Raw genomic sequence first — 25,919 nt, 5'->3', positions numbered from 1 at the left:
CTCCTGGTGGGTCGCGAGCCCCGTGCGGGGCCTGCCACCGGTCGGTCGGAGCCGCCGTCGCCTTCTTGACGTCCCCCGCCGGAACTTTTGCACGGGATTTCGCAGCGGCCCCGCACACACCGCCCGCACCACCCGCATGGCGCGCAGCCACACCGCCGCTCCGAGGCCCGCCCCCGCCCCGACAGGCGCGGCGGAAAGTCCCGTCCGCGGCGATGTCAAGAAGCCGCCAACCGCTCCGACCGACCGGCGGAACCACGAGAGAACAGGGAGTTTCGAACATGCGAGTCAACCGGGCGTGGCTGGGACTGGTCGTCCTCATGCTGCCGACACTGCTCGTCTCCATGGACATGACGGCGCTGCTCCTCGCGCTCCCACAGCTGAGCGCCGACCTGGGCGCCACCAACATCCAGCAGCTGTGGATCAGCGACAGCTACGGACTCATGGTGGGCGGTCTGGTCATCACGATGGGGACGCTCGGCGACCGGATCGGCCGCCGCCGGTTGCTGCTGAGCGGCGGAGCGGCGTTCGCGGTGCTGTCGGTCGTGGCCGCCTGCGCGACCAGCCCGCTGACGCTGATCGTGGCACGGGCCCTGCTGGGCGTCGCCGGCGCGACCCTGACGCCGTCCACCCTCGCCCTGCTCACGAACATGTTCCGGGACGGACGGGAGCGCGGGCGGGCCATCGCGATCTGGGCGACCTGCCAGTTCACCGGCGGTGCGCTCGGGCCGGTGCTCGCCGGATTCCTGCTCCAGCACTTCTGGTGGGGATCGGTGTTCCTGGCCGCCGTGCCGGCGATGGCCCTGCTGCTGCTCGCCGGGCCGGTCCTGCTGCCGGAGTTCCGCGACGACCGGGCCGGTCGGCTGGACCTGCCCAGCGTCGCGCTGTCGCTCGTGGCCGCGCTGCTGGTGGTCTACGGCGCCAAGCAGCTCACCGTCGAGACCCGGCCGGTCGTGCCGGCGCTCGTCCTCCTCGTCGGCGCGGCCGTCGGAGCGCTGTTCGTGCGCCGGCAACTGCGGCTCCGGACGCCGCTGTTGGACCTGCGACTGTTCCGCAACCGTCCGGTGGCGGCCGTCCTCGTCGCGCTGGTCCTCGCCGGCGTCGCCATGGCGGGCACGGGCCTGCTGGTGACCCAGTACCTGCAGAGCGTGCTGGGTTTCTCGCCGATGGCGTCGGCGTTGCTGTTCGCGCCGATGGGCCTGGGGGTGGCGGTCGGCACCACGCTCGCACCCGCACTGGCCCGGCGGATGCCACAGACGACCGCGATCGCCGGCGGGTTGGCGGTGTCGGCGCTGGGCGGCCTGCTGCTGGTCGGCGTCGACGGGGCGCGCGCCCTGCCGGTGGTGATGACCGCCATCGCCGTCCTGGCGTTGGGCACCGGTCCGCTCTTCGCGCTGGGCACCGGGCGGATCGTCGGCTCCGTACCGCCGGAGCGCGCCGGCTCGGCGGCGTCGCTGTCGGAGACCGGGAACTACTTCGGCGGATCGCTCGGCTTCGTGCTGCTCGGGCTGGTGGCCGCGGGCGTCTACCGCAGCCGGACGCACGGGAACTCCGACTCGCTGGCCGGCGCGGTCGCCGCCAGCCGGCACCTGCCCGCCGACCAGGGCGCGGACCTGCTGCACACCGCACGGGCGGCGTTCACGGCCGGCCTGCACGTCACCGGCGTCATCGCCGCGGTCCTCTTCGCCGGGCTGGCCGTGCTCATCGTGGCCATGCGCCCGATGTCCTCGCCGGCCACGGTCGCGCCGGTCGACGTCCCCGAGCACGAGGTGAACCACGTGTAGGGCCGTCGGGGGCCGGCCCTCCTGCCGGCCGGGTCGAAGCCCGGCCGGCAGGAGGGAAATCGCGCGGCTCAGGCCGTGCCGGAACTCTTGTGGAAGTCCGCGTCGAATGCCTTCTCGATTCCGCTGATCACCGCGGAGTCGCTGACGATGAGGCCGAGTTCGCGATTGTTGTTGAGTGAGTTGTTGGAGAAGTTCTCCGACCCGGCGAACACCTTCGCGGCGGCCGTCCCGTAATCGGTGACGATCGCCTTGGCGTGGATGTAGTAACCCGTGGAACTCGTGTAGGTGGTCACCTTGCCGCCCGCGGCGGTGACCTTCTTCAGCTGCTTGCTGTACTTCGAGGACTGGTTCTCGGCGACGACGCGCACGGCGACGCCGCGCTTCGCGTCCGCCACGACGGCATTCACCAGGGTGGCGTCGCCGAATTCCTCCTGCTGGACGTCGAGGGTGCGCTTCGCGCCCTTGATCAGGGCCAGGAGGTGGCTTTGCGAGTCGGTCGGCGACCAGACCAGGTCGGTGCCGTCGGACGGAGTGACGGAGGACTTCCGGAAGTCGGCGTCGAAGACCTTCTCGATCGCCGCGACATCGGCCTTGTCGGCGTCGAAGACCCCGTAGTCACGCGAGGTCGCGTAGTACTTCGTGTCGAAGTTGCCGGTACTGACGTACGACCTGGTGCCGTCGACGGTGATCGTCTTCTGGTGCGTGTACACGTACGCCGAGGACGAATACGTCACCCCGGCGCCGGCCGCGGACAGCGCCTTGTAGGCGGCGCCGTCGATGGACTTGTGCTGGGAGTCGAAGACCACCCTGACCTTCACGCCGGCCTTTTCCTTCTTGACCAGGGCGTTGACGAGGGTGGTGTCACGCAGTTCGTAGATCGTCACGTCGACCGACTTCTTGGCCGAGTTGACGAAGTCGTAGATCGGGCCCTCCTTCTGGTCCGGCAGGATCACCAGGGAGAAGGGGCTGGCCGCATGAGCGGTGGCGGGCACGAAGGCACCTACCGCGGCCAAAGCGCCTGCGGTCAGGGCGGGCACGAGACGGCGAGTGGGGCGCACCGGGACTCTCCTGACGTGGTGGGGGAAACGCGCAACGCGCGTAGTGCACCCCAGTAAGGCACAGCCCCGAAGTCCGCTGAAGCCCAGTTGAGTGAATAGCAGGGCAGCTTTGTGCAAAGCCGCGCCATACCTGATGCCAAGTCAAATGAGGTGAAAATTCTGGTGGTTATCTCCCCTCAATTCGGCGAGGGTGGGAGAGCGGGGCGTTCGGTTGTATCGGGGGTGCGCACCCTTTGCCGGGCCGCCGCGGTCGGCCGGTGGGCGTGCGACGTGCCGGAGCGGCGCCGCGACAGCTGACGGGGCGTCCGGTGCCGCACGAAAATTGCGTTGTCGGCTCGCGGGCGCAGCCGTAGCGTCACCGGCATGTCCCTGCGTCTGCGTCTGCGTCAAGCCCTCCCCGAAGCGATGCGTGCCCGCGACAAGGTCGCCCTCAGCGCGCTCCGCGCCACGCTCTCCGCGCTGGACAACGCCGAGGCCGTGCCCGTGGCGGAAGCCGAGCTGCGCGGCGTGGCCCTCGAAGCGGCACCGGTCGGCGCCGGTGCCACCGAGGCGCTGCGGCGCGAGCTGAGTGACCGCGAGGTGCTGGACATCGTGCGGGCGGAGGCCGACGAACGCCTCGACATGGCCGCCCAGTTGGCCGGCCCTGCGCACGCCGACCGGGCCGCGCGGCTGCGCGCGGAGGCCGTGGTGCTGCTCCGGATGGTCGACGGTCCCGACGCCGTTTAGGTACCGCGCCCTGCGCCGAGGAAATTGCCGCCGGGTGCGGTGCGCTCGTGCCGCGCCCGGCGGTTATGTGAAATTCGGGTCAGTCGGTAAATGGGTCATGCCAGTTCGTGACCATCATGGGATGCGGCGCGTCATTCGATGAGTGTGCAGTATTTTGCATTAATCTCCCTTCACCGTATGAAGTCGATCAATCGCTGATCGTATCCGCGCGAATTTCGGAGATGACATGCGCAAGCTTCGCAAGGCTTCCGTGGTGGTGGCCCTAATCGGCAGCATCAGCCTCCTCGGTGCCGGCACCGCCCAGGCCAATGCGGGCCCCGACCACGGCGGCCCCCAGGTGAGCCAGAAGACCACCTTCCAGCAACAGTCGAGCGGCCGGCACCACGGCAAGCGAGGTGGCCGAAAGGTCATCATCCGGCAGAGCACCCGCTGCCGGACGTTCGAGAACAACATCGATGTCCTCGGCGGGTTCGGATTCCTCCACCACTGGGGCCACGAGCACCGGGGCTGGGAGCGTCGGGGCGTGCGGGTCAACAGGATCGGATCGACCGTGGGGTGCAACAACGTCATCCGCCTCTGACGGGTCGGCATTGCGGTGGCGCGGGCGGCACACGGGTAATTCCCCGGCCGTTCGGTGACCACGCACTCACGGTGGCCGCCGCGGCACCGTCCACTTCCCGGACGGTGCCCCGGCGGCATTTTCGTGCGCCCGTCGCGGCCCACCGGATCCAAGGGGAAGCGCACGTCCGGCGTCGGCGGCGGGGTGCCCGTCGGTGTGTATCGGGCGGCGCGGCTGTCCGCTCGGGCCACCTTGGAATCCTTCGAGATTTTGGGTGATTACGAGTTCATGCCCAGGGGAAGTGGCGCATTTCCCGCTGTTTATGACGGACCAGCAGGTCGACGGGGAGTGATCCACGATTCGTTGACATTCGCTCGGCGGGGATGGTTGAGTCGAATGCGCCGGGGAGACCACCCCGGGTTGCCGAACAGTGCGGACGCCGGTGTCGTCACACGATTCCACCGTGTCCACGTGTGTCCAGCCCCCCTTCCGGAAGGGGGTTTCTCCTCTCCTCATTCGGCGACCGCTTCGGAGTGCTGGGTGCGCACAGCGCAGGTGTGAATCGACGCGAGGCACCGTGCGGTCGACTGCCCGGGGCCGTAAGGGCCCAGGAAAAGGAGCTTGGTGTGCCTGAAACCGGGAAGGGCGTGCGCGAAGCGCCCCAGGAAACCGTCTACGACGGTCCCGGGGAATTCGACAGACCGGCCACCAATGCCGCGCACCTCGTGGTCGACGGCGGCCGTGCGTCACGCCACTCCAGTCCATGGACCGTCACGGTGCCGGGCGACAAATCGGTGAGCCACCGGGCGCTACTGGCCGCCCTGTTGCCCGGTGCACCCGCCCATCTGACCGTTCGCAACGCCAACTTGGGCGGTGCCGTCCGGGCGCTGCTGCCAGCGCTGCGCGCGCTGGGACTGCGCGTGGACGACGACGGCGGTGGCACGCTCGTCGTGCGTCGGGGTGCCGCACCCGTCCCGCAGGAGGTGCGCGACCACCCCCACCGCATCTCCTGGCCCGCGGACGTGCCGTATCTGGAGACCGGCGGATCGAGCGCCGCGGCGCGGCTGCTGATCGGGATGCTGGCCGGGACCGGAACCCGGGCGGTGGTGGACGGCGACGACGTGCTGCGCCACCGGCCGATGGCGTGGATCGTCGATCCGCTGCGCCAACTCGGCGCGGAAATAGACTACTTGGGAGAGCGCGGGCGATTACCCGTGGTGGTGCGCGGACCGGTGTGCCGGCCCGGGGCGGTCGAGCTGACCGTGGGCAGCGCGCAGGCCCGGTCCGCGGTGCTGCTCGCGGTGGCCGCAGCGGGCCTGGCGGCCACCGTGCGCCATCCCGTCCGCTCGCGCGACCACACCGAACGGATGCTCGCCGCCTTCGGCGGGGGGCTGCACGAACACGGGCCAACCCTCACCTGGGACGGCGGACCGTTCACCGTCCCGCCCGTCATCGACGTCCCCGCCGACCCCTCCCTCGCGGCGTACCCCGTGGCGGCCCATCTGCTGTGGGGTGACGGCAGCGAGTTGCGGGTGCCGGGTGTCGGCCTCAACCCGACCCGGTTGGGTTTCTTCGAGGTGCTGCGGCGGGCCGGTGCCGGCATCTCCTACGAGGACGAACGCAGCACCAGCGGCGGTGAACCGACCGGCACGGTGGTCGCCGGGGGCGGCCTGGACGGTCTGGAGTCGGTGCGGGTCGACGAGCCCGCCGTGCTGCACGCGCTGATCGACGAGGTCCCCCTGCTCGCCGCGGTCGCCGCCCGCCTGCCCGGCACGTCATGGATCGGGTGCGCCGAGGAGCTGCGCTTCAAGGAGACCGACCGGCTGACGACGACCGCCCGCATGGTCGCCGCGTTCGGGGCCCGGGTCGAGGTGGCGGCGGACGGGCTGACCGTGACCGGCGGCGCGCCGCTGCGCGCCGGGACCGTGCCCAGCTTCGAGGACCACCGCATCGCCATGGCCGCCGCGACCCTCGCGACGAGCCTGCCCGGGCGCACCACGGTGCACGGCGGCGCCTGCCACCACACGTCATTTCCCGACTTCGCCGATGTGCAACGGGCCGTCGGCGCACGGATCGTGGAGGACAGCCAGCAATGACCGACTTAGCGTCCGACGCGGCGACCGGCTCACCCCAGAGGGCGGACGGCCGCCCCGGCGCCGTGGAGGCGCGGTCCACCGGCAGCACCCTCGGCCCGGACTTCAGCACCGGCAGCGGCCCCTGGCTGCGCACCGAGGACGGCACCGCCTGGTTCGACGGCACCTCCGGCAGCGGCGCGGCGACCCTCGGCCACCAGCACCCGGACGTCACGGCCGCCGCGATCGCCCAGCTCAACCGCCTGACCCACACCGGCTGCAAGGTCGGCTCCGACGCCCGTACGCGGCTGGTCGAGCGGATCGGAGCGCTGTCCCCGTACCGGGAACCGGCTGTCCTGCCCACCGCGACCGGGGCCGAGGCGGTGGAATCCGCGTTGAAGATCGCCCGGGCCGCCACCGGGCACCAGGCGGTGGTGACGTTCCGGCACGGCTACCACGGCAAGACCGCCGGCGCGCTGGCCCTGACCTGGCGTTCGGAGTTCAAGACCTACAGCGCACCGCAACCGGACCAGGTCGTCACCGCCGCACTGCCCGATCCGCGCACGGGCGAGCCGGCCGACGGCCCGGCCCGCTTCGCCGCCGACCTCGCCGCCGCACTGGACGCCGCCGACGCGCACGGGGGCACCGCGGCGGTGGTGCTGGAGCCCGTCCAGGTGACCGAGGGCGTGCTCCCGGTGGCCGCCGGGATCCTCGACGAGATCGCCCGCCAGACGCACGCCCGGGGCGCACTGCTCGTGCTGGACGAGATCTACACGGGCCTGGGGCGGGCCGGGCGGCTGTTCACCGCCGAGCTGATGACCGAGTGCCCGGACCTGACGCTGCTCGGCAAGACCCTCGGCAACGGCTTCCCGATCGCCGCGGTGGTGGGGGAGCGGGCGGTGCTGGACGCGCTGCCGCCGAGCGTGCAGACCTCCACCTTCTCCGGCCACCCGCTCTCCTGCGCCGCGGCCGCGGCCGTGGTGGACGTCGTCGTGCGACAGGACGTGGCGGGCCGGGCGCAGGCGCTCGGGGAACGGCTGCGGGCCGACCTCGCGGCGCTGGCCGCCGACCATCCGTGGATGAGTGCCGTCCGGGCCGTGGGGGCGCTGGCCGCCTTCGACTGCGTGCGCGACGGGCGGTTCGACCCGGCACTGGCCAAGGCCGTCACCGGTGCCGCGCTGCGGGAACGGCTGCTGCTATTCGGCGGCGGCCCGGAGGGCGCCACAGTCAAGATCGTGCCGCCGGCCCTGCTGGACGAGGCGGAACACCGCTGGCTGACCGAGCGGATCGGCGTGGCCGTGGCGCAGGCCGGGCGGCACGACGGGAGCGGGCGAATATGACGTTCCAACAGCTTGCGCAGGACGTGCTGGAGCCGGGACTGTGCACCGTGTGCGGGGCCTGTCAACTGGCCTGCCCGGCCGCGGTGATCGGGTTCGACGGGCTGGACCCCGTGCTCACCGCCGATTCCTGGACCGCCACCGACTGTGCGGACTGCTCCGACTGCCTGGACGTCTGCCCGGGCGCCGACCCCGGGACCCCGGAGAGCGAGGAGCGACTGTTCGGCCGCACCCGCACCCCGGGCGAACGCTGGGTCGGGGTCTTCTCCGAGGTGGTCGCCGGCCACGCCGTGGATGCCGACGTCTACGAGGCGTCCGCCAGCGGGGGCAGCCTCACGGCCTTGTTGCAGACCGCGATGCACCGGCTGGGCGTCTCGGCGGTGCTCTCGATGGGGCGGGACGAGAAGGAACCCTGGCGGGCCGCACCGGCCGTCCTGCGCGATCCGGCCGAGCTGGTGGAAACCGCCCAGTCCACCTATCAACTCGCCCCGTATCTCGGGGCGTTGCGTCCGCTCATGCTGGAGGAGCCCGAGACCCGGATCGCCATGTCCGGGGTGGCCTGCCACATCCAGGCGATGCGCAAGCTCCAGGCGCTGGACACCGAGGCGGGGCGGTGGGCGCGCGCGAAAGTGGTGCTACTCGTCGAACCCGCCTGTTCCTCCAGCACCCGCCCCGAAGGCACCGCCGACGTGATCCGCGAACGGGCGGGCGTCCCGCTGGACTCCGTGGTCCGGCTGCGTTACCGCGAGGGCGCGTACCCCGGCGACATCGCCATCCGCACCGACGACGGTGCCGACCACCGGGTGGAGTTCTGGCGCGCGGTGCGGGACTTCGCGGGGAACAAGACGCACCGCTGCCTGTCCTGCGGCGACTGGATGTCCGGGCTGGCCGACGTCAGCGTCAGCGACGGCGACCCGAACATCTTCGCCGCGAGCGTGACCGGCGCCGAACAGCCCAAGCACGGAAGGGTGTTCATCCGCACGGCGGCCGGCGCCGAAGCGGTCGCCGAAGCGCGGGAACACGGACTGCTCAGCCACACGCCGGTGGACCTGGCCGGGCTCAACCTCGGCCTGGAGCGCAAGCGCAACCGGCGGGCGACCTACGAACGCTCCGGCAAGCCGGTTCCGCTGGGGCCGATACCGGGGTATCAGGAGGAGCTGGAGATCGTGCCGGACGAGAAGTGGATCGCGGCTCCGGAAGGGGAGGGGGACAGGTGACGGCGGTGCGGGGAACCCCGGCGGGCAGCGCGGCATCGAATCCGCAGGCCGCCCCAGGACCCGGGGAACGTCCCTTATTCGTAAGGCAGTTGGTGGCGGACGGCTCCGCCCAACCCGTCATGGAGCGGGTGCGGCGGGAGCCGCCGGGGCGCGGGGAACTGCGCGTGCGCGCCGAGTGGAGCCTGGTCAGTCCGGGCACCGAACTGCACTACCTGGACCGCAGCGCGCGGACCGGCGAACGGTTCCCGCTCGGCTACTGCTCGGCCGGTGTGGTCGACGCGGTCGGCCCGCAGGCACCCGGCTTCGCCCCCGGGGACCGGGTCATCGCGATGGGCTGGGGCGAGGCCGTGCACAGTGAGGCGGTCACCGTGCCCTACCGGTTGTGCCGGCGCGTCCCGCACGACCTGGACCTGGCGGACGCCGTCGTGGCGGGCCTGGCGGCCACCGCCGTGCACGCGGTGGACCGGTCGGTGCTGGAACCGGACGACGAGGTGGTCGTGGTCGGCGCGGGCATGGTCGGGCAGTTGGTCGCCCAGACCGCGGCGGCCCGCGGCGTACCGGTCACCCTGATCGACCTCCGGCCCGAGCGGCTGCGCACCGCGGCGGCACTCGGCCTGGCCGCCGCCGACGGCGACCACTTCCTCGCGGCGGAGCCGCACCCCACGCCTACGACGGGCGGCCGGTGCGTGTTCCTCTGCGGGACCGGCGACGCGGGCGGGGTGATCGCCGCGGCGGCCCGCTGGGCGGACCGGGCGCCGGGCCGGCCGCGACTGGTCGGCGTGGGCCGCTTCGCCGCCCACATCGACTTCAGCGTGGAACTCGGCAACCTCGACATCCGCTACGCCGCCCGCTGCGGCGCCGGCTACCGGGACGCCGCGTACGCCCGCGGGCTGCGCGACGTGACCGCCCCACCCGGCGAGGGCACGGTCACCGAGAACCTCCAACGGGCCCTGGACCTGATCGACATCGGAGCCGTCCGCCCCCGTGCGATGAACCTGCCGCGACTGCCGCTGGAGCGCGCGGCGGAGGCGTACGCGGGACTGCGCGAGCGGCCCGCGCACCCCGCCGTCCTCCTCCACTACGGCCCGCACGAGGGGAGCGCGACGTCGTGACGCCCGCCGCCCTGGTGCCCGAAGCGGGCACGGGACACCGGCCGTTCCCCGCCGCCGAGCAGGCGGGCACCCTCGTCCACCGTTTCCTGGAGCAGGTCGCGGCGCACCCCGCGCGCGAGGCCGTGGTCACCCCCGAGGCCCGTTGGACCTACCGCGAGACCGCCTGGCGCGCCGCCCGGATCGCCACCGCGCTGCGCACGGCGGGCCTGCGGCCCGGTGACCGGATCGGCCTGCTGTTCTCGCACGGCGCCGAGATGATCGCGGCCCTGCTCGGCGTGCTGAGGGCCGGCATGTCCTACGTCCCGCTGGACGCCTCCTACCCCGAGGACCGGCTCCGTTTCATGGCCGACGACGCCGACGCGCGGGCGCTGGTCGCCCTCGCGGACAACGCACCGCTCGCCGGTCGACTGGCCGGGCAGCGGCCGGTGTTGGCGTACGAGGACCTGGTCCCGACGGACGCGGACGCCCGGGCGCGGGCGGACGGAGCCGGCGCGGCCCCCACGCACGGGGCAGCGGAGGTCCCGGTACGGCCGGACGGCGAGGCGTACGTCCTCTACACCTCCGGTTCCACCGGGCGGCCCAAGCCCGTCGCGCAGCTCCACCGCAACGTCCTGCACCACACCCGGGTCTGGACCGACGGCCTGGGCATCGGCCCGCTGGACCGGGTCACCCTGCAGTCCGCCTACAGCTGGGACTCCGCGGTCCAGGACACCTTCGCCGCCCTGCTCAACGGGGCCGCGCTGTACCCGGTCGACCTGAAGTCCCTCGGCATCACCGGGCTGCTGGACTGGATGGCCGCCGAACGCGTCACGGTCTACCACTCCACGCTCCCCGTCTTCCGCGCCCTGGTGCGGGCCATGGAGTCGCGTGCCACCGAACTCCCCGCCATGCGGATGCTCGCCCTCGGCGGCGACACCCTGCACCTCGCCGACCTCGACGCCGCCCGACGGTCCTTCGGGGCGCACTGCCGGGTCGCCGGGGCCTACGGCTCCACCGAGTGCTCCTGCGCCCTGCTGCGCGTCGCCGACCGGAACTACCGCCCGCCCACCGGGGTGTTCCCGCTCGGGCACCCGGTCCCGGAGACGGAGGTGCGCCTGGAGGACGCCGAGGGGCGCACGGTGCCGGGACCGGGTGAGGGCGAGATCGTCGTCGCGAGCCGGTACCTCGCGCCGGGCGCCGTCGCGGACGGCCGGACCTACCGCACCGGCGACCTCGCCCGGCGGCTCGACGACGGCACGCTGCTGCTGATCGGGCGGCGCGACTTCCAGGTGAAGATCTCCGGGATCCGGGTGGAGACCGGGGAGGTGGAGAGCGCGCTGAAGGACCTCCCGCAGGTGCGCGAGGCGGTCGTGATGCCGTTCGACGACCGGCTGGGCGAACGGCAGCTCGCCGCCTACCTGGTGACCACCGACACCACCCGCCCCGAGCCGTCCGCGCTGCGCGCCGCACTGCGGGGCGTGCTGCCCGCCCACGCCGTCCCCACCGCGTACGTCTTCCTGACGGCCCTGCCGCTGACGCCCAATCACAAGATCGACCGCGCCGCGCTGCCGCATCCGCACCGTGCGACGGACCCGGGCCGGCCCACCGGTGCGGGCGACGGTCCCGCACCGGCGGGCGCCGGTCCGCTGACCCGGGCGGTGGCCGCGGCCTGGTGCGAGGCACTGGACGTCGGCACCGTCGGCCCGGACGACAACTTCTTCGACCTGGGCGGCACCTCGCTGCGGATGGCCACCGTGCACGAACGCCTCACCCGCACCGTCGCCCCCGACCTGCGGATGACCGACCTCTACCGGGCGCCCACCCTCCGCAGCCTGGTCGCGCTCCTCGGCGGCGCCGAACGGTCGGACTCCCGGGCGGGCGCCGCCCGCGGGGCCCGCCGCCGTACCGCCCACGGCGGCCGTCGCGCCGCCGCCCGTACCCGCACGGCCCCACCGACCCCGAACGACCGGCAAACAGGAGGCACTTGTGACTGACCGTCCCCGCGGTGCGACGGCCGCCACGGCGACCCCCGCCGACACCGTGCCCGACGGCCGGATCGCCATCGTCGGCCTGGACTGCCGGCTGCCCGGAGCGCGGAACCACGACGAGTTCTGGCGCAACCTGGTGGCGGGCACCGACCACCTCACCGACGTCGACGAGGAGCGGCTGCGCGCCTCCGGAGTGGCTCCGGAGACGTTCACCAACCCCCGTTACGTCCCGCGCGCTTCGGTCCTGGACGACGTCGACCTCTTCGACGCCTCGTTCTTCTACCTCAGCGCCCGCGAGGCCGAACGGATGGACCCGCAACTGCGGCTCTTCCTCCAGTCCGCCTGGTCCGCGCTGGAGCACAGCGGCCACGACTCCGAGCAGTACCCCGGCCGCGTCGGCGTCTTCGCCGGCGCGCTGACCAGCACCTACCTCCTGCACAACGTGCTGACCGGCGAACGCGGCTTCAACGGCTCGCTGCCGAAGATGCGCGAGGACCTCGCCACCCTCATGGGCAACGACCCCAACTACCTCGCCACCAGGGCCTCGTACCACCTCAACCTCACCGGGCCGAGCATCTCGGTGCAGACCGCCTGCTCGACCTCGCTGGTCGCCGTCCACCTGGCCGTGCAGAGCCTGCTGGCGCAGGAATGCGACGCGGCACTGGCCGGCGGGGTGGCGCTGCGCTTCCCGCAGGACGCCGGCTACCTCCACGAGACCGACGGGATCACCTCGGCGACCGGCAGCGTCCGCCCCTTCGACGCGGCGGCCGACGGCACGCTGTTCGGCAACGGCCTCGGCGTCGTCGTCCTCAAGCGCCTGGAGGACGCGCTCGCCGAGGGCGACACCGTCTGGGCGGTGCTGCGCGGCTCCGCGGTCGGCAACGACGGCGCCGACCGGGTCGGCTACCCCGCACCGGGCGTCGCCGGGCAGGCCGCCGTCCTGGCCGAGGCGCTCGCGGTGGCCGACGTGGACCCCGCGACCGTCAGCTACCTGGAGGCCCACGGCACCGGCACGGCGATGGGCGACCCCATCGAACTGGCCGCCGCGGCACAGTCCTACGACGTGGCCGACGCGCCACCGCTGACCATCGGGTCGGTCAAGGCCAACCTCGGCCACCTCAGCACCGCGGCCGGCGTCACCGCGCTGATCAAGTGCGTCCTGATGCTGCACCACCGCACACTGGTCCCCACCCCGCACTTCACCGAGTGGAACCCGCAGTGCGCCGTGGCGGGCACCCGCTTCCGCGTCGGCACGCGCACCGAGCCGTGGCGGTCCGTGGACGGCGGACCGCTGCGCTGCGCCCTCACCTCCACCGGCATGGGCGGCACCACCGCGCACGTCGTCCTGGAGGAGGCCCCCGCGGCGGACCCCGCCGCCCGGGACGCCCAGCCCGCACCGCCGGTGGTGCTGCTGCCGGTCTCCGCCAAGTCCCCGGCCGCGCTGGAGACCGCACGCCAGGCATTGGCCGACCACCTGGAAGCGCTCGCCCCGCAGCCCGGTCCCGCGGCCGACGACGCCGCGCCGGACGACACCGCCCTCGACGACACCGCGCACACCCTCGCCACCGGCCGCCGCACCTTCAACTACCGCGCCGTGGTCACCGCCCCCGACCGGGCGACCGCCGTACGCGCCCTGCGCACCGCCGATCCGCGCCACACCCACCAGGATTCCGGCCAGCCCGCCGACCGCCCGGTGGTCCTGCTCTTCCCGGGCCAGGGCGCCCAACACCCCGGCATGGGCGAGGGCTGGTACGCGCACCTGCCGGTCTTCCGCGCCGAACTGGACGCCTGCGCCGAACTCCTCGCCCCGCACCTCGGCCTGGACCTGCGGGACGCCCTCTACCCCCGCCTGCGCGGCTACCGCGGCGCACCGCACGACCTGGGCCGCACCCGCCTGACCCAGCCCGCCCTGTTCGCGGTCGAGTACGCGCTCGCCCGGCAGTGGTCGGCGTGGGGCGTGCGCCCGAGCGCCCTGATCGGCCACAGCGTCGGCGAGTACGTGGCCGCCACCCTCGCCGGGGTGTTCCGGCTGCCCGACGCGCTCCGGGTCGTCGCCGAGCGCGGCCGGCTGATGGACGAACTGCCCGGCGGGGTGATGGCCGCGGTGATGCTCTCGCCCGCGGAACTGACCCCGTACCTCGAAGGCGGCGACGTCGCACTCGCCGCGGTCAACGAACCGGCCGTGTGCACCGTCGCCGGCACCAAGGACGCCGTCCGCGAGCTGACCACCCGGCTGACCGCCGACGGCGTCGCCCACCGCAAGGTCGTCACCTCGCACGCCTTCCACTCGGCGATGATGGACCCCGCGGTCGGCCCGTTCACCGAGGTGCTGCGCGGCGTCGAACTCCACCGCCCGCAGATCCCGTTCCTCTCCAACCGCACCGGGACCTGGATCCGCGACGAGGAGGCACAGGACCCCGAGTACTGGGGCGGGCACCTGCGTGCGACGGTGCAGTTCGCCGACTGCCTCGGCACGGTCCTGGCCGCCGACGACGGGCACGTCTTCGTCGAGGTCGGTCCCGGCCAGACGCTGGCCACCTTCACCCGCCGGCACCCGGACCGCGAGACCGGCGTGCCGGTCCTCACCTCCGCGGCCCGCGGCCGGGACGCGGGCGCCGACCTGACGGCCGTGACCGCCGCGCTCGGCCGGTTGTGGGCCGCCGGCCTCACCGTGGACTGGCAGGGCTACTACGCCGACCGCGGCCGGGCCCGGGTACCGCTGCCCACCTACCCGTTCGAGGGGACCCGCTACTGGGTCGAGCCCGGCAGCGGCCCGCTCACCGGAACCGGCGGCACTCCCGGGGCGGTGCGCAAACTGCCGCTCGACGAGTGGTTCTCCACGCCCGTGTGGCGGCAGGCCGTCGGCACCCTCGACGCGACCCCCGAACCGCTCGCCGACCCGGTCCTGCTGTTCGCCGACGCCGGCGGCACCGCCGCGCGGCTGGCCCGGCACGCCTTCGCGGGCGAGGTGCTCACCGTCACCGCCGGCACCGACTACGCCCGCGACGGCGACACCTGGACGATCCGGCCGGACTCCGAGGAGGACCACACCCGGCTCGTCGGCGACCTCCTCGCCGAAGAACGGCTCCCGGACCGCATCGTGCACGCCTGGTCCACCGCCCCGCTGCCCGCGGAACGCGGCAAGGAACGCTTCGAACAGGCCCAACGGCACGGTGTCTACAGCCTGATAGCCCTGGTCAAGGCGGTCAGCGCGCACGGCGTCACGCACCCCCTGCAACTCGACCTGATCAGCGCCGGCGCCTACGCCCTCAGCCCGGCCGAGCCCGAACCGGCCGCCGAACTGGCCCCGCTCGCCGTCGCCGCCCGGGTCATCGGCCAGGAACACGGCAACATCGGCTCCCGCCACTTCGACCTCCCCGGCACCCCCGACGACCGGTCGCTGCGCACCCTCGCCGCCGAACTGGCCGGACGGCGCCGCCCCGAGGTCGCCACCACCCTGCGCGGCGCCACCCGCTGGATCGCCGACCTGGAACCCGTACGCGCCGACTGGACCGCCAAGGCCACCTCCCGGCTGCGCGACGGCGGCGTCTACCTGATCACCGGCGGGCTCGGCGAGATCGGCTCCACCCTCGCGCACTGGCTGCGCCGCGAGTGCCCCGGCGCCCGCCTCGCGCTGCTCACCCGCGATCCGCTGCCGCCGCGCGAGACGTGGGACGCCTGGCTCGCCGAGCACGAGGCGGACGACCCGACGGCCCTGCGGATGACCCGGCTGCGGGCGCTGGCCGCCGAGGGCCCCGAACCGTTGCTGGTCCACGCCGACGTGGCCGACGAGGACGCGCTGCGCACCGCCGTCGAGCAGGTCACCGGTCACTTCGGCGCGCTGGACGGGGTGGTGCACGCGGCCGGCCTGCCCAGCGAGCAGTGGGACCGGGCGATCACCGCGGCCAGCGTCGAGCAGTGCCAATGGCACTTCGCGCCCAAGGCACACGGCCAGATCGCCCTGGAGAAGGTTCTCGCCGACCACCCGGTCGACTTCTGCCTGCTGCTGTCCTCACTGGCCGGCGTGCTCGGCGGGCTGCGGCTGCTCGGCTACGGCGCCGCCAACCACTTCATGGACGTCGCCGCGGAGCGCGCCAACCGCGGTCTGGACCGCACGGTGTGGATCAGCGCAGCCTGGGACGTCTGGCAGCACCACCAGGACGAGAAGCGGGCGATCTCCGCGATCGGCCGCAGCATGGACGACAAGGCGATCCAGCCCGAGGAGGGACTGGAGGCCGTACGCCGGCTGTTGACGCTGCGCGACGTCTCCCACGTCGCCGTCTCGACCTGGGACGTCGCCCACCGGCTGGACCAGTGGGTGCGCGACGAGCGGATCGCCCGGCCCACCACCGGCGGCACGGCGGCCGCGGCCGCGGCCGGCGACGGACCCGATGGCGACGCGGACGATCTGACCGAACAGGTCGCACGGTTGGTGCGCGGCGCGCTGGGCCGCGAGGACATGCCGCTGGACGGCGACATCTTCGAGTTCGGCGGCGATTCGCTGCTGATCGTGCGGTTGCTGTCGGACGTCCGGGACCAGTTCTCGGCCGAGGTGCCGCTCGCCGACGTGCTCGGCGAGCCGACACCCAGGGCGCTGGCCCGCTTCGTGCAGGAGCGGATCGACGCCCGCACCCAGGGAGCGGCGGCGGCCGACGACGACGTCGAGGCGTTGGCCGCGGAGCTGGCCGCGCTCGATCCGGACGAGGTCGAACGCCTGCTGGCCGAGGCCCAACAGGCAACCGCCCAGCAGGAACAGGAGCACTGACCGTGGACTTCAGTCTGATCTTCTTCTCCGGTGACGAGAAGAACAAGTACCGCTTCGTGCTCGACGCGGCCCGCTACGCGGACGAGAACGGCTTCACCGCGATCTGGACCCCGGAGCGGCACTTCCACCGCTTCGGCGGCCTCTACCCCAACCCCTCGGTGCTCGGCGCCGGCCTGGCGATGACCACCCAGCGGTTGCAGATCCGCGCCGGCAGCGTCATCCTGCCGCTGCACAGCCCGATCCGGGTCGCCGAGGAGTGGTCGGTGGTCGACAACCTCTCCCGCGGCCGCGCCGGCATCGCCCTGGCCACCGGCTTCAGCCCGCTGGACTTCGCCATCAAACCGGACGGCTGGCAGGACCGCAGGCAGCGCACCTTCGAAGCGGTCACCACCCTGCGCGAACTGTGGGAGGGGGCACCGGTCTACGTCCAGGACGGCCTGGGCAACCACGTCGAGGTGGAACTGCACCCGCAGCCCGTACAGCCCGAACTGCCCATCTGGCTGACCTGCACCAAGAGCGCCGAGACCTTCGAGACCGCGGGCCGGCTCGGCTGCAACGTGCTGACCGCGCTCATCGACATGACCAACGAGGAGCTGGAGGAGAAGCTCGCCCTCTACTACGCGACCCTCGAACAGTACGGACACGACCCCGAGGGCACCACGGTCACGCTGATGCTGCACACCTTCATCGGCACCGACCTGGAGGAGGTGCGGGAGACGGTCTGGCCGCCGTTCAGCGACTACCTGCGGTCGTTCTTCACCGTCATCGACTCCCAGAAGAAGAACCTCGCCCCGGGCGCGGGCGTCCGCGACATCTCGGCCGGCGACCAGGACGAACTGATCAAGTTCGCCTTCGACAAGTACTTCGAGAAGGGCGCGCTGCTCGGCACGCCGGACTCCTGCACGAAGGTCGTCGACCGCTTCCAGGGCATGGGCGTGAACGAGATCGCCTGCCTGATCGACTTCGGCGTCGACGAATCCCTCGTCGTGGAGAGCCTCAGCCACCTCAACGAACTCCGGAGGCGCTACGCATGACCGCCGACCTCACGGCCCGCCTCGCCGCCCTCACCCCCGAACAACGGGCCCTGCTCCGCAGCCGACTGCCCGAAGCCCGCCGCGCCGCACAGCAGTTGACACCCAGTCAGCTGCGCCTGTGGCGCACCAGGCAGTGGGTGGGCGAACGCCCGGTGGACGTGGTCTGCCAGGCCGTCCACCTCACCGGCGCGCCCGTCGACCTCGACCTGCTCGCCGAGCGGGTGCGCGGCTTCGCGGCCGCCCACGAGGCGCTGCGCACCACCTTCGACGGCACCGCGGCGGACGGGACCGGCGTCCGTCCCGTCGTGCGGGAGGAACTGCCGCCGCGACTGGTCCGCACCCGCTGTGCGGGGGCCGACGCCGCCCACGCGCTCGCCCGCGAGCTGGCCGCCGAACCGTTCGACCTGGCGCACGGCCCGCTGTTGCGAGTGGCCCTCGCCGAAGGGGCGACGGCCGACGAGGCATGGCTGCTGGTCGTGGTGCCCAACCTCGTCTTCGACGCCTGGTCCTTCGAACTGCTGCTGGACGAACTGGCCCGGCCCGCGGACACCGACCCGGCGGCGGCACCGCCCTTCCGCGACGCCGCCCGCGACCAACGCGGCTGGCTGGCCAGCGCCGCGGGCCGGGCGGCCGCCGCGCACTGGGCGTCCGAGGTCGCCGACGCCCCGCCGCCGCTGCCGGCCGACCGACCGCGCTCCGAGGGCACCGGCCGGGCGGGCGCCCGGGTGGACTTCGCGCTCTCCCGCACGGTCGCCGACGGCATCCTGACGGCGGCCCAGCGTGCGGCGACCACCGCCTACGCCGGCTGGCTCGCCGTCGCCTGGGCCGCGCTCGCCGAGCACGGCGGTCGCGACGACGTGCTGCTCGGCACGTTCACCGCCGGCCGGGACCGGCCCGGCAGCACCGACGTCGTCGGCTACCTGCTCAACGTGCTGCCGGTGCGACTGCGCGACGCCGGGGACGGCTCGCACGCCGCGCGCACCCGGGCGGCCGGCGCGGCCACCAGGGCCCAACTCGCCCACGCCGCCTACCCCGGTGAGCTGATCACCGAGCGGCGCCGGGTGCCGGGCACCCACCCGCTCCTGGACGCCGTCTTCGTCTTCGACAACCTGGGGGAGGCCACCCGCGAGATCCAGGGCGCCCGCGTGACCACCGCCGACCTGGACAAGGGCACCGCCCGCTACGACCTCACGCTCGCCGTCTACCCCGGCCCGGACGGGGCACAGGGCTGGCTGGAGTACGACACCGAGCTGTACGAGGAGGGCACCGCGCGGCGCATCGTCGAGCGGTTCACCGCGCTCGCCCAGCAGGCCGCCGAGGAAGCCGCCCGGGCCGAACCCGGCAAGGGGGAACCCGCATGATCACCCCACGGCTCTGTGCCCCGGCGTACGAGCTGGGCGAGTACGCCGAGCCCGTGGCCGACCTCCCCGAGCTCCAGGCGGATCCCGCGATCGCCGCCGAACTGACCGCCCCCGCGGCCGGGTTCGACACCTACCGCTGGTCGGACGCGCCCGTCGTGGAGCTGATGGCCGCCGCCGTCCAACGCACCCTGGGCGAGGCCGGCGTCCCGGGCGACGAGGTCGACCTCGTGCTGCTCGCCACCGACTCGCTGCCGCACGGCCGCGCGGCACAGCGCGACGTCGCCGAACTCCTCACCGAGACCGGACTGACCCGGGCCACGGCGAGCACCCTCGGCCTGATGGACTGCGCCACCGCCATGGCCGCCCTCGGCACCGCGGCGTCCCTCGTCCGGGACGGCAGCGCCCGGCACGTCCTGGTCGTCTCCGGAGACCTGGCCGACCTCGCCGCCGGCGGCGACCGGGTGGTGGCCGGCGGCGTGGCCATCGCCAGCGACGCGGCCGCCTCGGCACTGGTGTCGGCCACCGCCGCCGGCCTGCCGGTGCTGGGAATGGCCCATCACACCTCGCCCCCGACGGCTTCCGGCGGCGGGGCGCGGCAGGAGCTGACCGCGAAGGTCACCGCCCACCGGGAACTGTTCGCCCGCCTGGCGGCGCACCACCCGCACCGGCCCGAGGACGTCCGCGCCGTACTGCCCAGCCACTTCGCCCGCATGGTGCTGGAGATCTACCTCTCCGACGTCGGCCACGGCGGCGACAAGCTGGTGCTCGACAACGTCGGACGGATCGCGCACTGCCTGGGCAGCGATCCGCTGATCGACCTCGCAGACCGGCTCGCCGGCACGGACCCGGCCGGCGCGCGGACCGCGCACGGCACCGACGACGGCCACCTGGTGCTGCTCGGCGCGGGCATCTCGCACCTGGCCGCCGTACTGCTGGGCGGGCGGCCCCTGCCGGACGCCTCGGAGGGAGCGCCCTGAACGGCCACGGCCCGGCCGGCCGCGCCTACCTGAACGGTTGCGCCGCCGCACTGGGCGAGGAGCGCCGCAAGGTGGCCGACCTGCCGGAGTACGCGGCCGAACCACCGCGCCGCGCCTCCGCGTTCGACGAGTACCGGCTCGCCCGGGGCGGCGTGCTGGACCTGCTGCGCCCGGCCCTGCGCGACGCGTTGGCCGCGGCGCGGACGCCCCCGGCGGCGGTGGACACCGTGCTGTTCGCCACCGAGTCGCTGCCCGGGGGCGACGCGTCCCAGACCGCCGTCGCCGCACTGCTGGACGAGCTGGGGATGCGCCACGCCTATCCGCTGGCGCTCGGTCTCGCCGACTGCTCCACCGCGACGGCGGCCCTCGCCGTCGCCGCGGCGCTGGTGACGTCGGGGGCGGCCCGGACCGTGGCGGTGGCCTCGGGTGACCTGGTGCGCACGGCGGAGCCGGGCAGCCGGGTCCTGCTCGGCGGTGCGGCGGTGGGGAGCGACGGGGCCGCCGCGGCCGTCGTCTCCGGCCGGCGGTACGGGTGGGAGTTCGTCGGCGGCGCCCGCCAGGTCTGCTACGACCTCGTCGGACCGGGACCGGCCGCCCAACGCCTGCAAGCTCAACTGATGACCTATCAGGAGCTTTTTCGGGAGCTCTGGTCGGCCACCGGGGTGACGCCGGGCGACGTCTCCGCGGTCCTGGCGAGCAACCTCGCAGCGGACGTCCTCCAGGCGTTCCTGGGCGAGGCCGGCTTCGCACCCCGCCAGCTCTACCAGGACAACGTGGGCCGGATCGCGCACTGCCTGGGCAGCGATCCGCTGATCAATCTCACCGATCGTACGGAGGCGGGCACCACGAGGTCGGCGTACCCCGTGGTCGCCCTGCTGGGCTCAAGTGCGGCACACCTGGCCGCCGTTCTGCTACGCGCCGTGGAGGAATGAAACAGCATGTCACCTGTCGAGGAGAGGATCGCCGCGATCTGGCGGGAGATCCTGGGACCGGACCTGGCGCCTGACACGGCGATCGGCGTCGAGGACGATTTCTTCGCCCTGGGCGGCACGTCCCTCCAGGCCATGGCCCTGGTGCAGCGACTGCGCGAGGAGTTCGGGATCCCCCTGGGGCTGAGTGCGGTCGTGGCGGACGCCACCCTGGGCGGGGTCGGCGCCGCGGTCATCGACGGCGGGGGAGCCGTTCGGTCATGAAGTGGGAGTCTGTGGCCGCCCTGGGCACACTGCCGCCCCGCACGCGGGTGGTGATGGGCGCCAACCTGATCAGCTCGGTGGGCACCGGACTCGTACAGCCCTTCCTCGTCCTGTACCTGACCCGGGTGCGCGGACTGTCGGTGGGCACCGCCACCGCCGTCATCTCGGTCATCGCGCTCGCGTCGCTGGTCGGCGGCCCGCTCGCGGGCCGCCTCGCCGACGGCTCCGGCATCCGCCGCACGGCGGCCCTGGCCATGGCCACCGCAGCCGTCGGCACCGGCGGCTTCGCACTGGTGACGACGGTGTGGGGCGCCGTCCTCGCCGGCTCGCTCTACGGGCTGGCCTACGGCGCGATGCTCTCCGTGTGGAACGTCGTCATCGCCGGCAGCACCGAGGGCCGGACCCGCGCCGCCGCCTTCGGCCTGCAGTTCGTCGCGCTCAACGCCGGCGTCGGACTCGGCGGCGTGCTGGGCGGCCTCTTCGCCTCGACCGCCGACCCCGGCCGTTTCCAGTGGCTGTACGTGACCGACGGGCTGTCGTTCCTGATGGCCGGGGCGTTGCTGGTGGCCGCCGTCGGCAGGCCGCGGTCGGCGGGGCCGACCCGCCCGGTCCCCGGCCGCACGGCCGACGTCGCCGGGCGGGGCTACGGTGCGGTGCTGCGTGACCGCCAGCTGCTCAAGGTCCTGGCACTGACCCTCGCGCTCATGGTGGTCGGCTACGGCCAACTGGAGTCCAGCATCCCGGGACTGGTCGCGGTCCAGGGCCTGGACGCCCGCGTCATGGCCTGGGCGTTCGTGGCCAACACCTGCTGCATCGTGCTCATCCAGGCCCTGGCCGTCACCCGGATCTCCCGGACCGGGCCCGCCGCACTGCTCGCCGCCACGGCCACCAGCTGGGCCGGCTGCTGGCTGCTGCTCCTCCTGGCGATGACCAGCGGACGGCCGGCCCTCGAAGCCGCCCTGGTCGTCGGCGCGCTGGCGGTCTTCGCCGTCGGCGAGGCGCTGCTGGCCGTCGCACTGCCCACGCTCGTCAACGGCCTGGCCCCCGAAGCGCTGCGCGGCCGGTACAACGGCGCCTACTCGGCGGCGATGTCCGCGGGCCTGGTGCTCGGCCCGCTGCTGGGCGGACGGCTGCTGACCGGCACTCACGCCTGGCTGCTGCCGGTCGTCCTGGGACTGGGCTGTCTGGCGTGCGTCGGGGGCGCGCTGCGACTGGGCCGGAAGGCGTCGACGGTGCCCGTGGCGCCCCGGGCGGCCCCCGACGCGCGCACCGAGGAGACGCCCGGGGCACCGGACCGACTGGAGCACGTGAAAGGTGGAGGGGTGCGATGACGGACCGACCGGGCAGCGGACACCACGGGGGTACGATCCACGGCGTGTTCCGGCAGCGCGCCGCCGAACGACCGGACGCCCCCGCGCTGATCCACCGGGACACCACCGTCAGCTACCGGACGCTGGAACGGGCCTCGGACGCCTTCGCGGCCGAACTCGCCCGCGCCGGCGTGGGCCCCGGTGACGTGGTGCCGGTACTGATGCCGCGGTCACCGCGGTTCGTCGCGACCGTGCTCGCGGTGCTCAAACGCGGTGCCGCCTACGCGGCCCTGGACCCGCGCTGGCCCCGCTCCCGGGTGGCGCAGCTGGTGGCGCGGACCGACGCTCCGCTGCTCGCCGCGGCCCCGTCCCACGCGCAGGGCTGGTCACGCCCGGTGTGGGTCCCCGAAGCCGATCTGGGAGCGGTGGCCGCCGGTCCCGCCGTGGACCTCGACGTGCCGCCGGTCCGGGAGTCGGACACCGCGTGCCTCTTCTTCACCTCGGGCAGCACCGGCCGTCCCAAGGGGGTGTTGTCCCCGCACGCCGGCACGGTCCGGCTGTTCGCCCCGGCCCGCTTCATGAGCGTCGGCCCCGGCACGGTCATGCCGCAGGCCGCCCCGCTGCCCTGGGACGCCGCCTCGCTGGAACTCTGGTCGATGCTGCTGGGCGGCGGCACCAGCGTGCTGGTCGACGAGCCCTACCTGACCGCGGACGCGCTCCGCACCCTCGTCCGCAACGCCGGACTCAACACCCTCTGGCTCACCGCCTCGATCTTCCACATGCTCGTCGAGGAGGACCTCGGCTGCTTCGACGGCGTGCGGCAGTTGTTGGTGGGCGGCGAACGGCTCTCGCCCGCGCACGTCCACCGCTTCGTCGCCGCGCACCCCGACACCGCGCTGGTGAACGGGTACGGGCCCGTCGAGTCCACCGTCTTCACCACGACCCACCGGATCACGCCCGCCGACTGCACCGCGGGTGGTGAGATCCCCGTGGGCCGCCCGGTGGCCCGTACCGAGGTGTTCGTCCTGGACGAGCGGTCGCGGCCGTGCCCGCCGGGCAGCACCGGCGAGATCTGCGTGGCCGGCGCCGGCCTCGCCAACGGCTACCTGGCCGATCCCGCCCAGACCGCGAAGAGCTTCACCGACATCGAGATCGCCCCCGACGGCCCGCGCCGGATCTACCGCACCGGGGACCTCGGCCACTTCTCGGCCGACGGCGTGCTGCACTACGCCGGCCGGGCCGACCGGCAGGTCAAGGTGCGCGGGCACCGCATCGAACCCGGTGAGGTGGAGGCCCGGATCGCCGCGCTCCCGGGCGTCGGCCGCTGCGTCGTCGTCCCCCTCATGGAACGGGGCGTCTGCGTGGGGCTGGCCGCCGCGTACACCCCGGCGGCGGGAGCGCCGGTGCCGGCGGACACGGTCCGCGACGCCCTGGCCGCCTGGCTGCCGGAGTACCTGGTGCCCCGGGCCCTCGCCGCCGTGGACACGTTCCCGTTGACCCGCAACGGCAAGTTGGACACCGACGCGCTCCTGGAACTGGTGACGCGGCCCACCGGCCCCCGAACCCCGACCGCCCCTGGCCCCCGCCCCGACGACACCTCGGTCACCGGCCAGGTGGCGCACGCCTTCGCCGAAACCCTGGGAACCGGGGGAGCCGTTCCGCACGACGCCTCCTTCTTCGCACTGGGCGGGGACTCACTGGACGGCGCCCGCCTGTGCGTGCGGATCGGCGCGCGCACCGGCGTCCCGGTACCGGCCTCCGTGCTCATCGCCGGCCCGACCGTAAGGGAGTTGGCGCACTGGATCGAGGCCCGGGCGGGCGCCCCGGAGGATCCCGACCGGCCGGCCCCCGGGGAGCCGCTGCCGCTGTTGCCCGCGCAGAACGGCTTCCTCTACGCACAACAGCTGGACCCGACCGACACCTCGTCCCACTGCGAGCTGATCTGGCGGGCGAGCGGGGGCTTCGTCCCCGGCGCGTTCCGGGCCGCGCTGGCGGACGTGCACCGGCGCCACCAGGCCCTGCACGCCCGCTACGTCTTCGACCGACGGCCCGTCGCGCTCCTCGACGGGCCGCTCACGCCGGTGCCGACGATCCAACTGGCCCCGGCCCCGGACCAGGAAACGGGTCTGCTGGCGATCCGCAGGGAACTCGGGCGCCCCCTGGACATCGCCGCCGGCGAGAACTGGCGCTGCGCCGTCGCACCTCTGGCGTCCGGCCGCGAATGGCTGCTGGGACTCGTCCTCCACCACATCGCCTTCGACGGCGGTTCCGTCCGCCCCTTGGCCGACGACCTGTCGGCGGCCTACGCCGCCCGCCTGCGGCACCGCGCACCGGACACCGCGCCGCCGCCCGCGCTGGCGGCCGTCCTCGCCGGTGCCCGGGCCCAGGTGAACGGGGCCGCGCTGGCCGAGCAGCGCGCCTTCTGGCGCGCGGAGTTGACCGGCGTACCGCCGCTCACCGTCCCGGGACCGGCCGCCGGCGACGCACCACCCGGGCCCACCTTCCGGATTCCGGCCGCCGACTGGGCCGCGCTGGAGGCCCGCGCCCACGGCTGGGGCAGCACCCGCTTCGCGGTCGCGCTGGCCGCCTACGCCGAGGCGCTCGCCGCCGTCTCCGGCGACCGCGACCTGGCGATCGGCGCCCCGCTCGCCAAGCGCTACCACCCCGACACCGCCGACGCCGTCGGCTGCCTCATCGACGTCGTCTGCTTCCGGATGCGCCCGGCCGGCGACGGCACGGCGGACCGGGTGCCCGCCCTCCTGGCGGGCGTGCACGCGGCGCTGGCCGCGCAGGACGTGCCGTTCGAGGAGGTCGTGCGGCTGGCCGCCGACCCGGCCCGGGACCGCTCCCGACACCCGCTGTTCCAGACCCTGTTCGCGGTGCAGAGCGCCCCGCCCCAGCCCCTCGTGCTCGACGGCTGCCGGACGGCCTTCGTCGGGCCCCGGTCCGACCGCGCCCTGCACGAACTGGAGGTGGAGGTGTGGCCGGAGGACGACGGCGGCGCGGAAGTGCTGCTCGGACACCAACCGGGCACCCCCGCCCGGTTCGTCGCCGAGGTGGCCGCGGTCTACCGGCGACTGCTCCGGGAACTGGCCGGCGGGGCGGACCCCACATGAGCGAGCGCCCCGCCCCCGCGCGCCGCGAAGCCGCCGACCAGGACCCCGAGCGGCACGGCGAGCGCCTGCGCGAGTTGGACCGCGACATCATCAGGCTGATCCAGCTGCGCGTCCGCGAGGATCGGCTGCTCCAGGGCGCCCGCCGCGCGGCCGGCCTCCCGCGCACCGACCTGGCACGGGAGAACGCCGTGCTGCGCGGCTACCGCGAGGCACTGGGGCCGGCCGGCGCCCAACTGGCCCTGCTTCTGATCGGCATGACCCGCCGCCCGGACCAGGCCGCGGGCGGCCGGGAGGAACGAACGTCACACGAACCCTGACGCCACATGGAGGAGCA

At 73.8% G+C, this 25,919-nt stretch carries 18 protein-coding genes; 17 read left to right on the top strand and 1 reads right to left on the bottom strand.

Features of this window, described 5'->3' with window-relative positions:
• Positions 1 to 278: 278 nt before the first annotated feature.
• Positions 279 to 1,781 carry an MFS transporter gene (locus ACLJT4_RS12705; protein WP_411122404.1) on the top strand — a complete coding sequence of 501 codons (1,503 nt, stop codon included), beginning with the start codon at positions 279 to 281 and terminating at the stop codon, positions 1,779 to 1,781.
• Between the two features lie 68 nt (positions 1,782 to 1,849).
• On the opposite strand, the gene ACLJT4_RS12700 is transcribed toward ACLJT4_RS12705, so the two are convergent.
• Positions 1,850 to 2,773, bottom strand: coding sequence for a phospholipase D-like domain-containing protein (locus ACLJT4_RS12700; RefSeq protein ID WP_411122403.1), 924 nt, complete (start codon positions 2,771 to 2,773; stop codon positions 1,850 to 1,852).
• 471 nt (positions 2,774 to 3,244) lie between these two features.
• On the opposite strand from ACLJT4_RS12700, the gene ACLJT4_RS12695 reads away from it, so the two are divergent.
• From ACLJT4_RS12695 to ACLJT4_RS12620, 16 genes are all read left to right on the top strand, one after another.
• The gene (locus ACLJT4_RS12695; RefSeq protein ID WP_411122801.1) at positions 3,245 to 3,565 is read left to right on the top strand and encodes a hypothetical protein; all 321 of its coding nucleotides are present in this window, start codon (positions 3,245 to 3,247) and stop codon (positions 3,563 to 3,565) included.
• Positions 3,566 to 3,791: 226 nt separating this feature from the next.
• The gene (locus ACLJT4_RS12690; RefSeq protein ID WP_411122402.1) at positions 3,792 to 4,145 is read left to right on the top strand and encodes a hypothetical protein; all 354 of its coding nucleotides are present in this window, start codon (positions 3,792 to 3,794) and stop codon (positions 4,143 to 4,145) included.
• 605 nt (positions 4,146 to 4,750) lie between these two features.
• A complete protein-coding gene (locus ACLJT4_RS12685; protein WP_411122401.1) occupies positions 4,751 to 6,220 on the top strand; it encodes a 3-phosphoshikimate 1-carboxyvinyltransferase in 1,470 nt (489 codons plus the stop codon).
• Positions 6,217 to 7,536 (top strand): aminotransferase class III-fold pyridoxal phosphate-dependent enzyme, encoded by a 1,320-nt coding sequence (locus ACLJT4_RS12680; RefSeq protein ID WP_411122400.1) that lies wholly within the window; start codon positions 6,217 to 6,219, stop codon positions 7,534 to 7,536. The genes ACLJT4_RS12685 and ACLJT4_RS12680 overlap by 4 nt, the downstream gene beginning before the upstream one ends.
• Complete coding sequence (locus ACLJT4_RS12675) at positions 7,533 to 8,750, top strand: Coenzyme F420 hydrogenase/dehydrogenase, beta subunit C-terminal domain (RefSeq protein WP_411122399.1); 1,218 nt, start codon at positions 7,533 to 7,535, stop codon at positions 8,748 to 8,750. The genes ACLJT4_RS12680 and ACLJT4_RS12675 overlap by 4 nt, the downstream gene beginning before the upstream one ends.
• A 92-nt stretch (positions 8,751 to 8,842) precedes the next feature.
• Positions 8,843 to 9,862, top strand: a complete 1,020-nt coding sequence (locus ACLJT4_RS12670) for a 3-hydroxyacyl-CoA dehydrogenase NAD-binding domain-containing protein (RefSeq protein WP_411122398.1) — start codon at positions 8,843 to 8,845, stop codon at positions 9,860 to 9,862.
• Positions 9,859 to 11,835, top strand: coding sequence for a non-ribosomal peptide synthetase (locus ACLJT4_RS12665; RefSeq protein ID WP_411122397.1), 1,977 nt, complete (start codon positions 9,859 to 9,861; stop codon positions 11,833 to 11,835). The genes ACLJT4_RS12670 and ACLJT4_RS12665 overlap by 4 nt, the downstream gene beginning before the upstream one ends.
• Positions 11,828 to 16,594, top strand: coding sequence for an SDR family oxidoreductase (locus tag ACLJT4_RS12660; RefSeq protein WP_411122396.1), 4,767 nt, complete (start codon positions 11,828 to 11,830; stop codon positions 16,592 to 16,594). Before ACLJT4_RS12665 ends, ACLJT4_RS12660 begins: the two co-directional genes overlap by 8 nt.
• A gap of 2 nt (positions 16,595 to 16,596) precedes the next feature.
• Positions 16,597 to 17,628 carry a MupA/Atu3671 family FMN-dependent luciferase-like monooxygenase gene (locus tag ACLJT4_RS12655; RefSeq protein WP_411122395.1) on the top strand — a complete coding sequence of 344 codons (1,032 nt, stop codon included), beginning with the start codon at positions 16,597 to 16,599 and terminating at the stop codon, positions 17,626 to 17,628.
• Positions 17,625 to 18,989, top strand: a complete 1,365-nt coding sequence (locus ACLJT4_RS12650) for a condensation domain-containing protein (protein ID WP_411122394.1) — start codon at positions 17,625 to 17,627, stop codon at positions 18,987 to 18,989. The genes ACLJT4_RS12655 and ACLJT4_RS12650 overlap by 4 nt, the downstream gene beginning before the upstream one ends.
• The gene (locus ACLJT4_RS12645; RefSeq protein WP_411122393.1) at positions 18,986 to 19,966 is read left to right on the top strand and encodes an acyl carrier protein; all 981 of its coding nucleotides are present in this window, start codon (positions 18,986 to 18,988) and stop codon (positions 19,964 to 19,966) included. Before ACLJT4_RS12650 ends, ACLJT4_RS12645 begins: the two co-directional genes overlap by 4 nt.
• 71 nt (positions 19,967 to 20,037) lie before the next feature.
• Positions 20,038 to 20,898 (top strand): acyl carrier protein, encoded by an 861-nt coding sequence (locus tag ACLJT4_RS12640; protein ID WP_411122392.1) that lies wholly within the window; start codon positions 20,038 to 20,040, stop codon positions 20,896 to 20,898.
• Positions 20,899 to 20,904: 6 nt separating this feature from the next.
• Positions 20,905 to 21,159, top strand: a complete 255-nt coding sequence (locus tag ACLJT4_RS12635) for a phosphopantetheine-binding protein (protein ID WP_411122391.1) — start codon at positions 20,905 to 20,907, stop codon at positions 21,157 to 21,159.
• Positions 21,156 to 22,490, top strand: a complete 1,335-nt coding sequence (locus tag ACLJT4_RS12630) for an MFS transporter (RefSeq protein WP_411122390.1) — start codon at positions 21,156 to 21,158, stop codon at positions 22,488 to 22,490. The genes ACLJT4_RS12635 and ACLJT4_RS12630 overlap by 4 nt, the downstream gene beginning before the upstream one ends.
• Positions 22,491 to 22,534: 44 nt before the next feature.
• Positions 22,535 to 25,585, top strand: coding sequence for an amino acid adenylation domain-containing protein (locus ACLJT4_RS12625; protein WP_411122389.1), 3,051 nt, complete (start codon positions 22,535 to 22,537; stop codon positions 25,583 to 25,585).
• Positions 25,582 to 25,902, top strand: a complete 321-nt coding sequence (locus ACLJT4_RS12620) for a hypothetical protein (protein ID WP_411122388.1) — start codon at positions 25,582 to 25,584, stop codon at positions 25,900 to 25,902. Before ACLJT4_RS12625 ends, ACLJT4_RS12620 begins: the two co-directional genes overlap by 4 nt.
• Positions 25,903 to 25,919: the final 17 nt, after the last annotated feature.

The organism is Streptomyces sp. x-19, from assembly GCF_046549115.1.
In the GTDB taxonomy this organism is placed as follows: domain Bacteria; phylum Actinomycetota; class Actinomycetes; order Streptomycetales; family Streptomycetaceae; genus Streptomyces; species Streptomyces albulus_C.
Note: the sequence above shows the minus strand (reverse complement) of the source record. Positions and strands in the feature narration are given on the sequence as shown.

Excerpts from the sequence above, each read along its gene's own strand:
- ACLJT4_RS12695 (WP_411122801.1), top strand. The coding sequence starts at position 3,245 with ATGCGTGCCCGCGACAAGGTCGCCCTCAGCGCGCTCCGCGCCACGCTC.
- ACLJT4_RS12650 (WP_411122394.1), top strand. The coding sequence starts at position 17,625 with ATGACCGCCGACCTCACGGCCCGCCTCGCCGCCCTCACCCCCGAACAA.
- ACLJT4_RS12630 (WP_411122390.1), top strand. The coding sequence starts at position 21,156 with ATGAAGTGGGAGTCTGTGGCCGCCCTGGGCACACTGCCGCCCCGCACG.
- ACLJT4_RS12620 (WP_411122388.1), top strand. The coding sequence starts at position 25,582 with ATGAGCGAGCGCCCCGCCCCCGCGCGCCGCGAAGCCGCCGACCAGGAC.
- ACLJT4_RS12680 (WP_411122400.1), top strand. The coding sequence starts at position 6,217 with ATGACCGACTTAGCGTCCGACGCGGCGACCGGCTCACCCCAGAGGGCG.
- ACLJT4_RS12690 (WP_411122402.1), top strand. The coding sequence starts at position 3,792 with ATGCGCAAGCTTCGCAAGGCTTCCGTGGTGGTGGCCCTAATCGGCAGC.
- ACLJT4_RS12675 (WP_411122399.1), top strand. The coding sequence starts at position 7,533 with ATGACGTTCCAACAGCTTGCGCAGGACGTGCTGGAGCCGGGACTGTGC.
- ACLJT4_RS12645 (WP_411122393.1), top strand. The coding sequence starts at position 18,986 with ATGATCACCCCACGGCTCTGTGCCCCGGCGTACGAGCTGGGCGAGTAC.
- ACLJT4_RS12705 (WP_411122404.1), top strand. The coding sequence starts at position 279 with ATGCGAGTCAACCGGGCGTGGCTGGGACTGGTCGTCCTCATGCTGCCG.
- ACLJT4_RS12635 (WP_411122391.1), top strand. The coding sequence starts at position 20,905 with ATGTCACCTGTCGAGGAGAGGATCGCCGCGATCTGGCGGGAGATCCTG.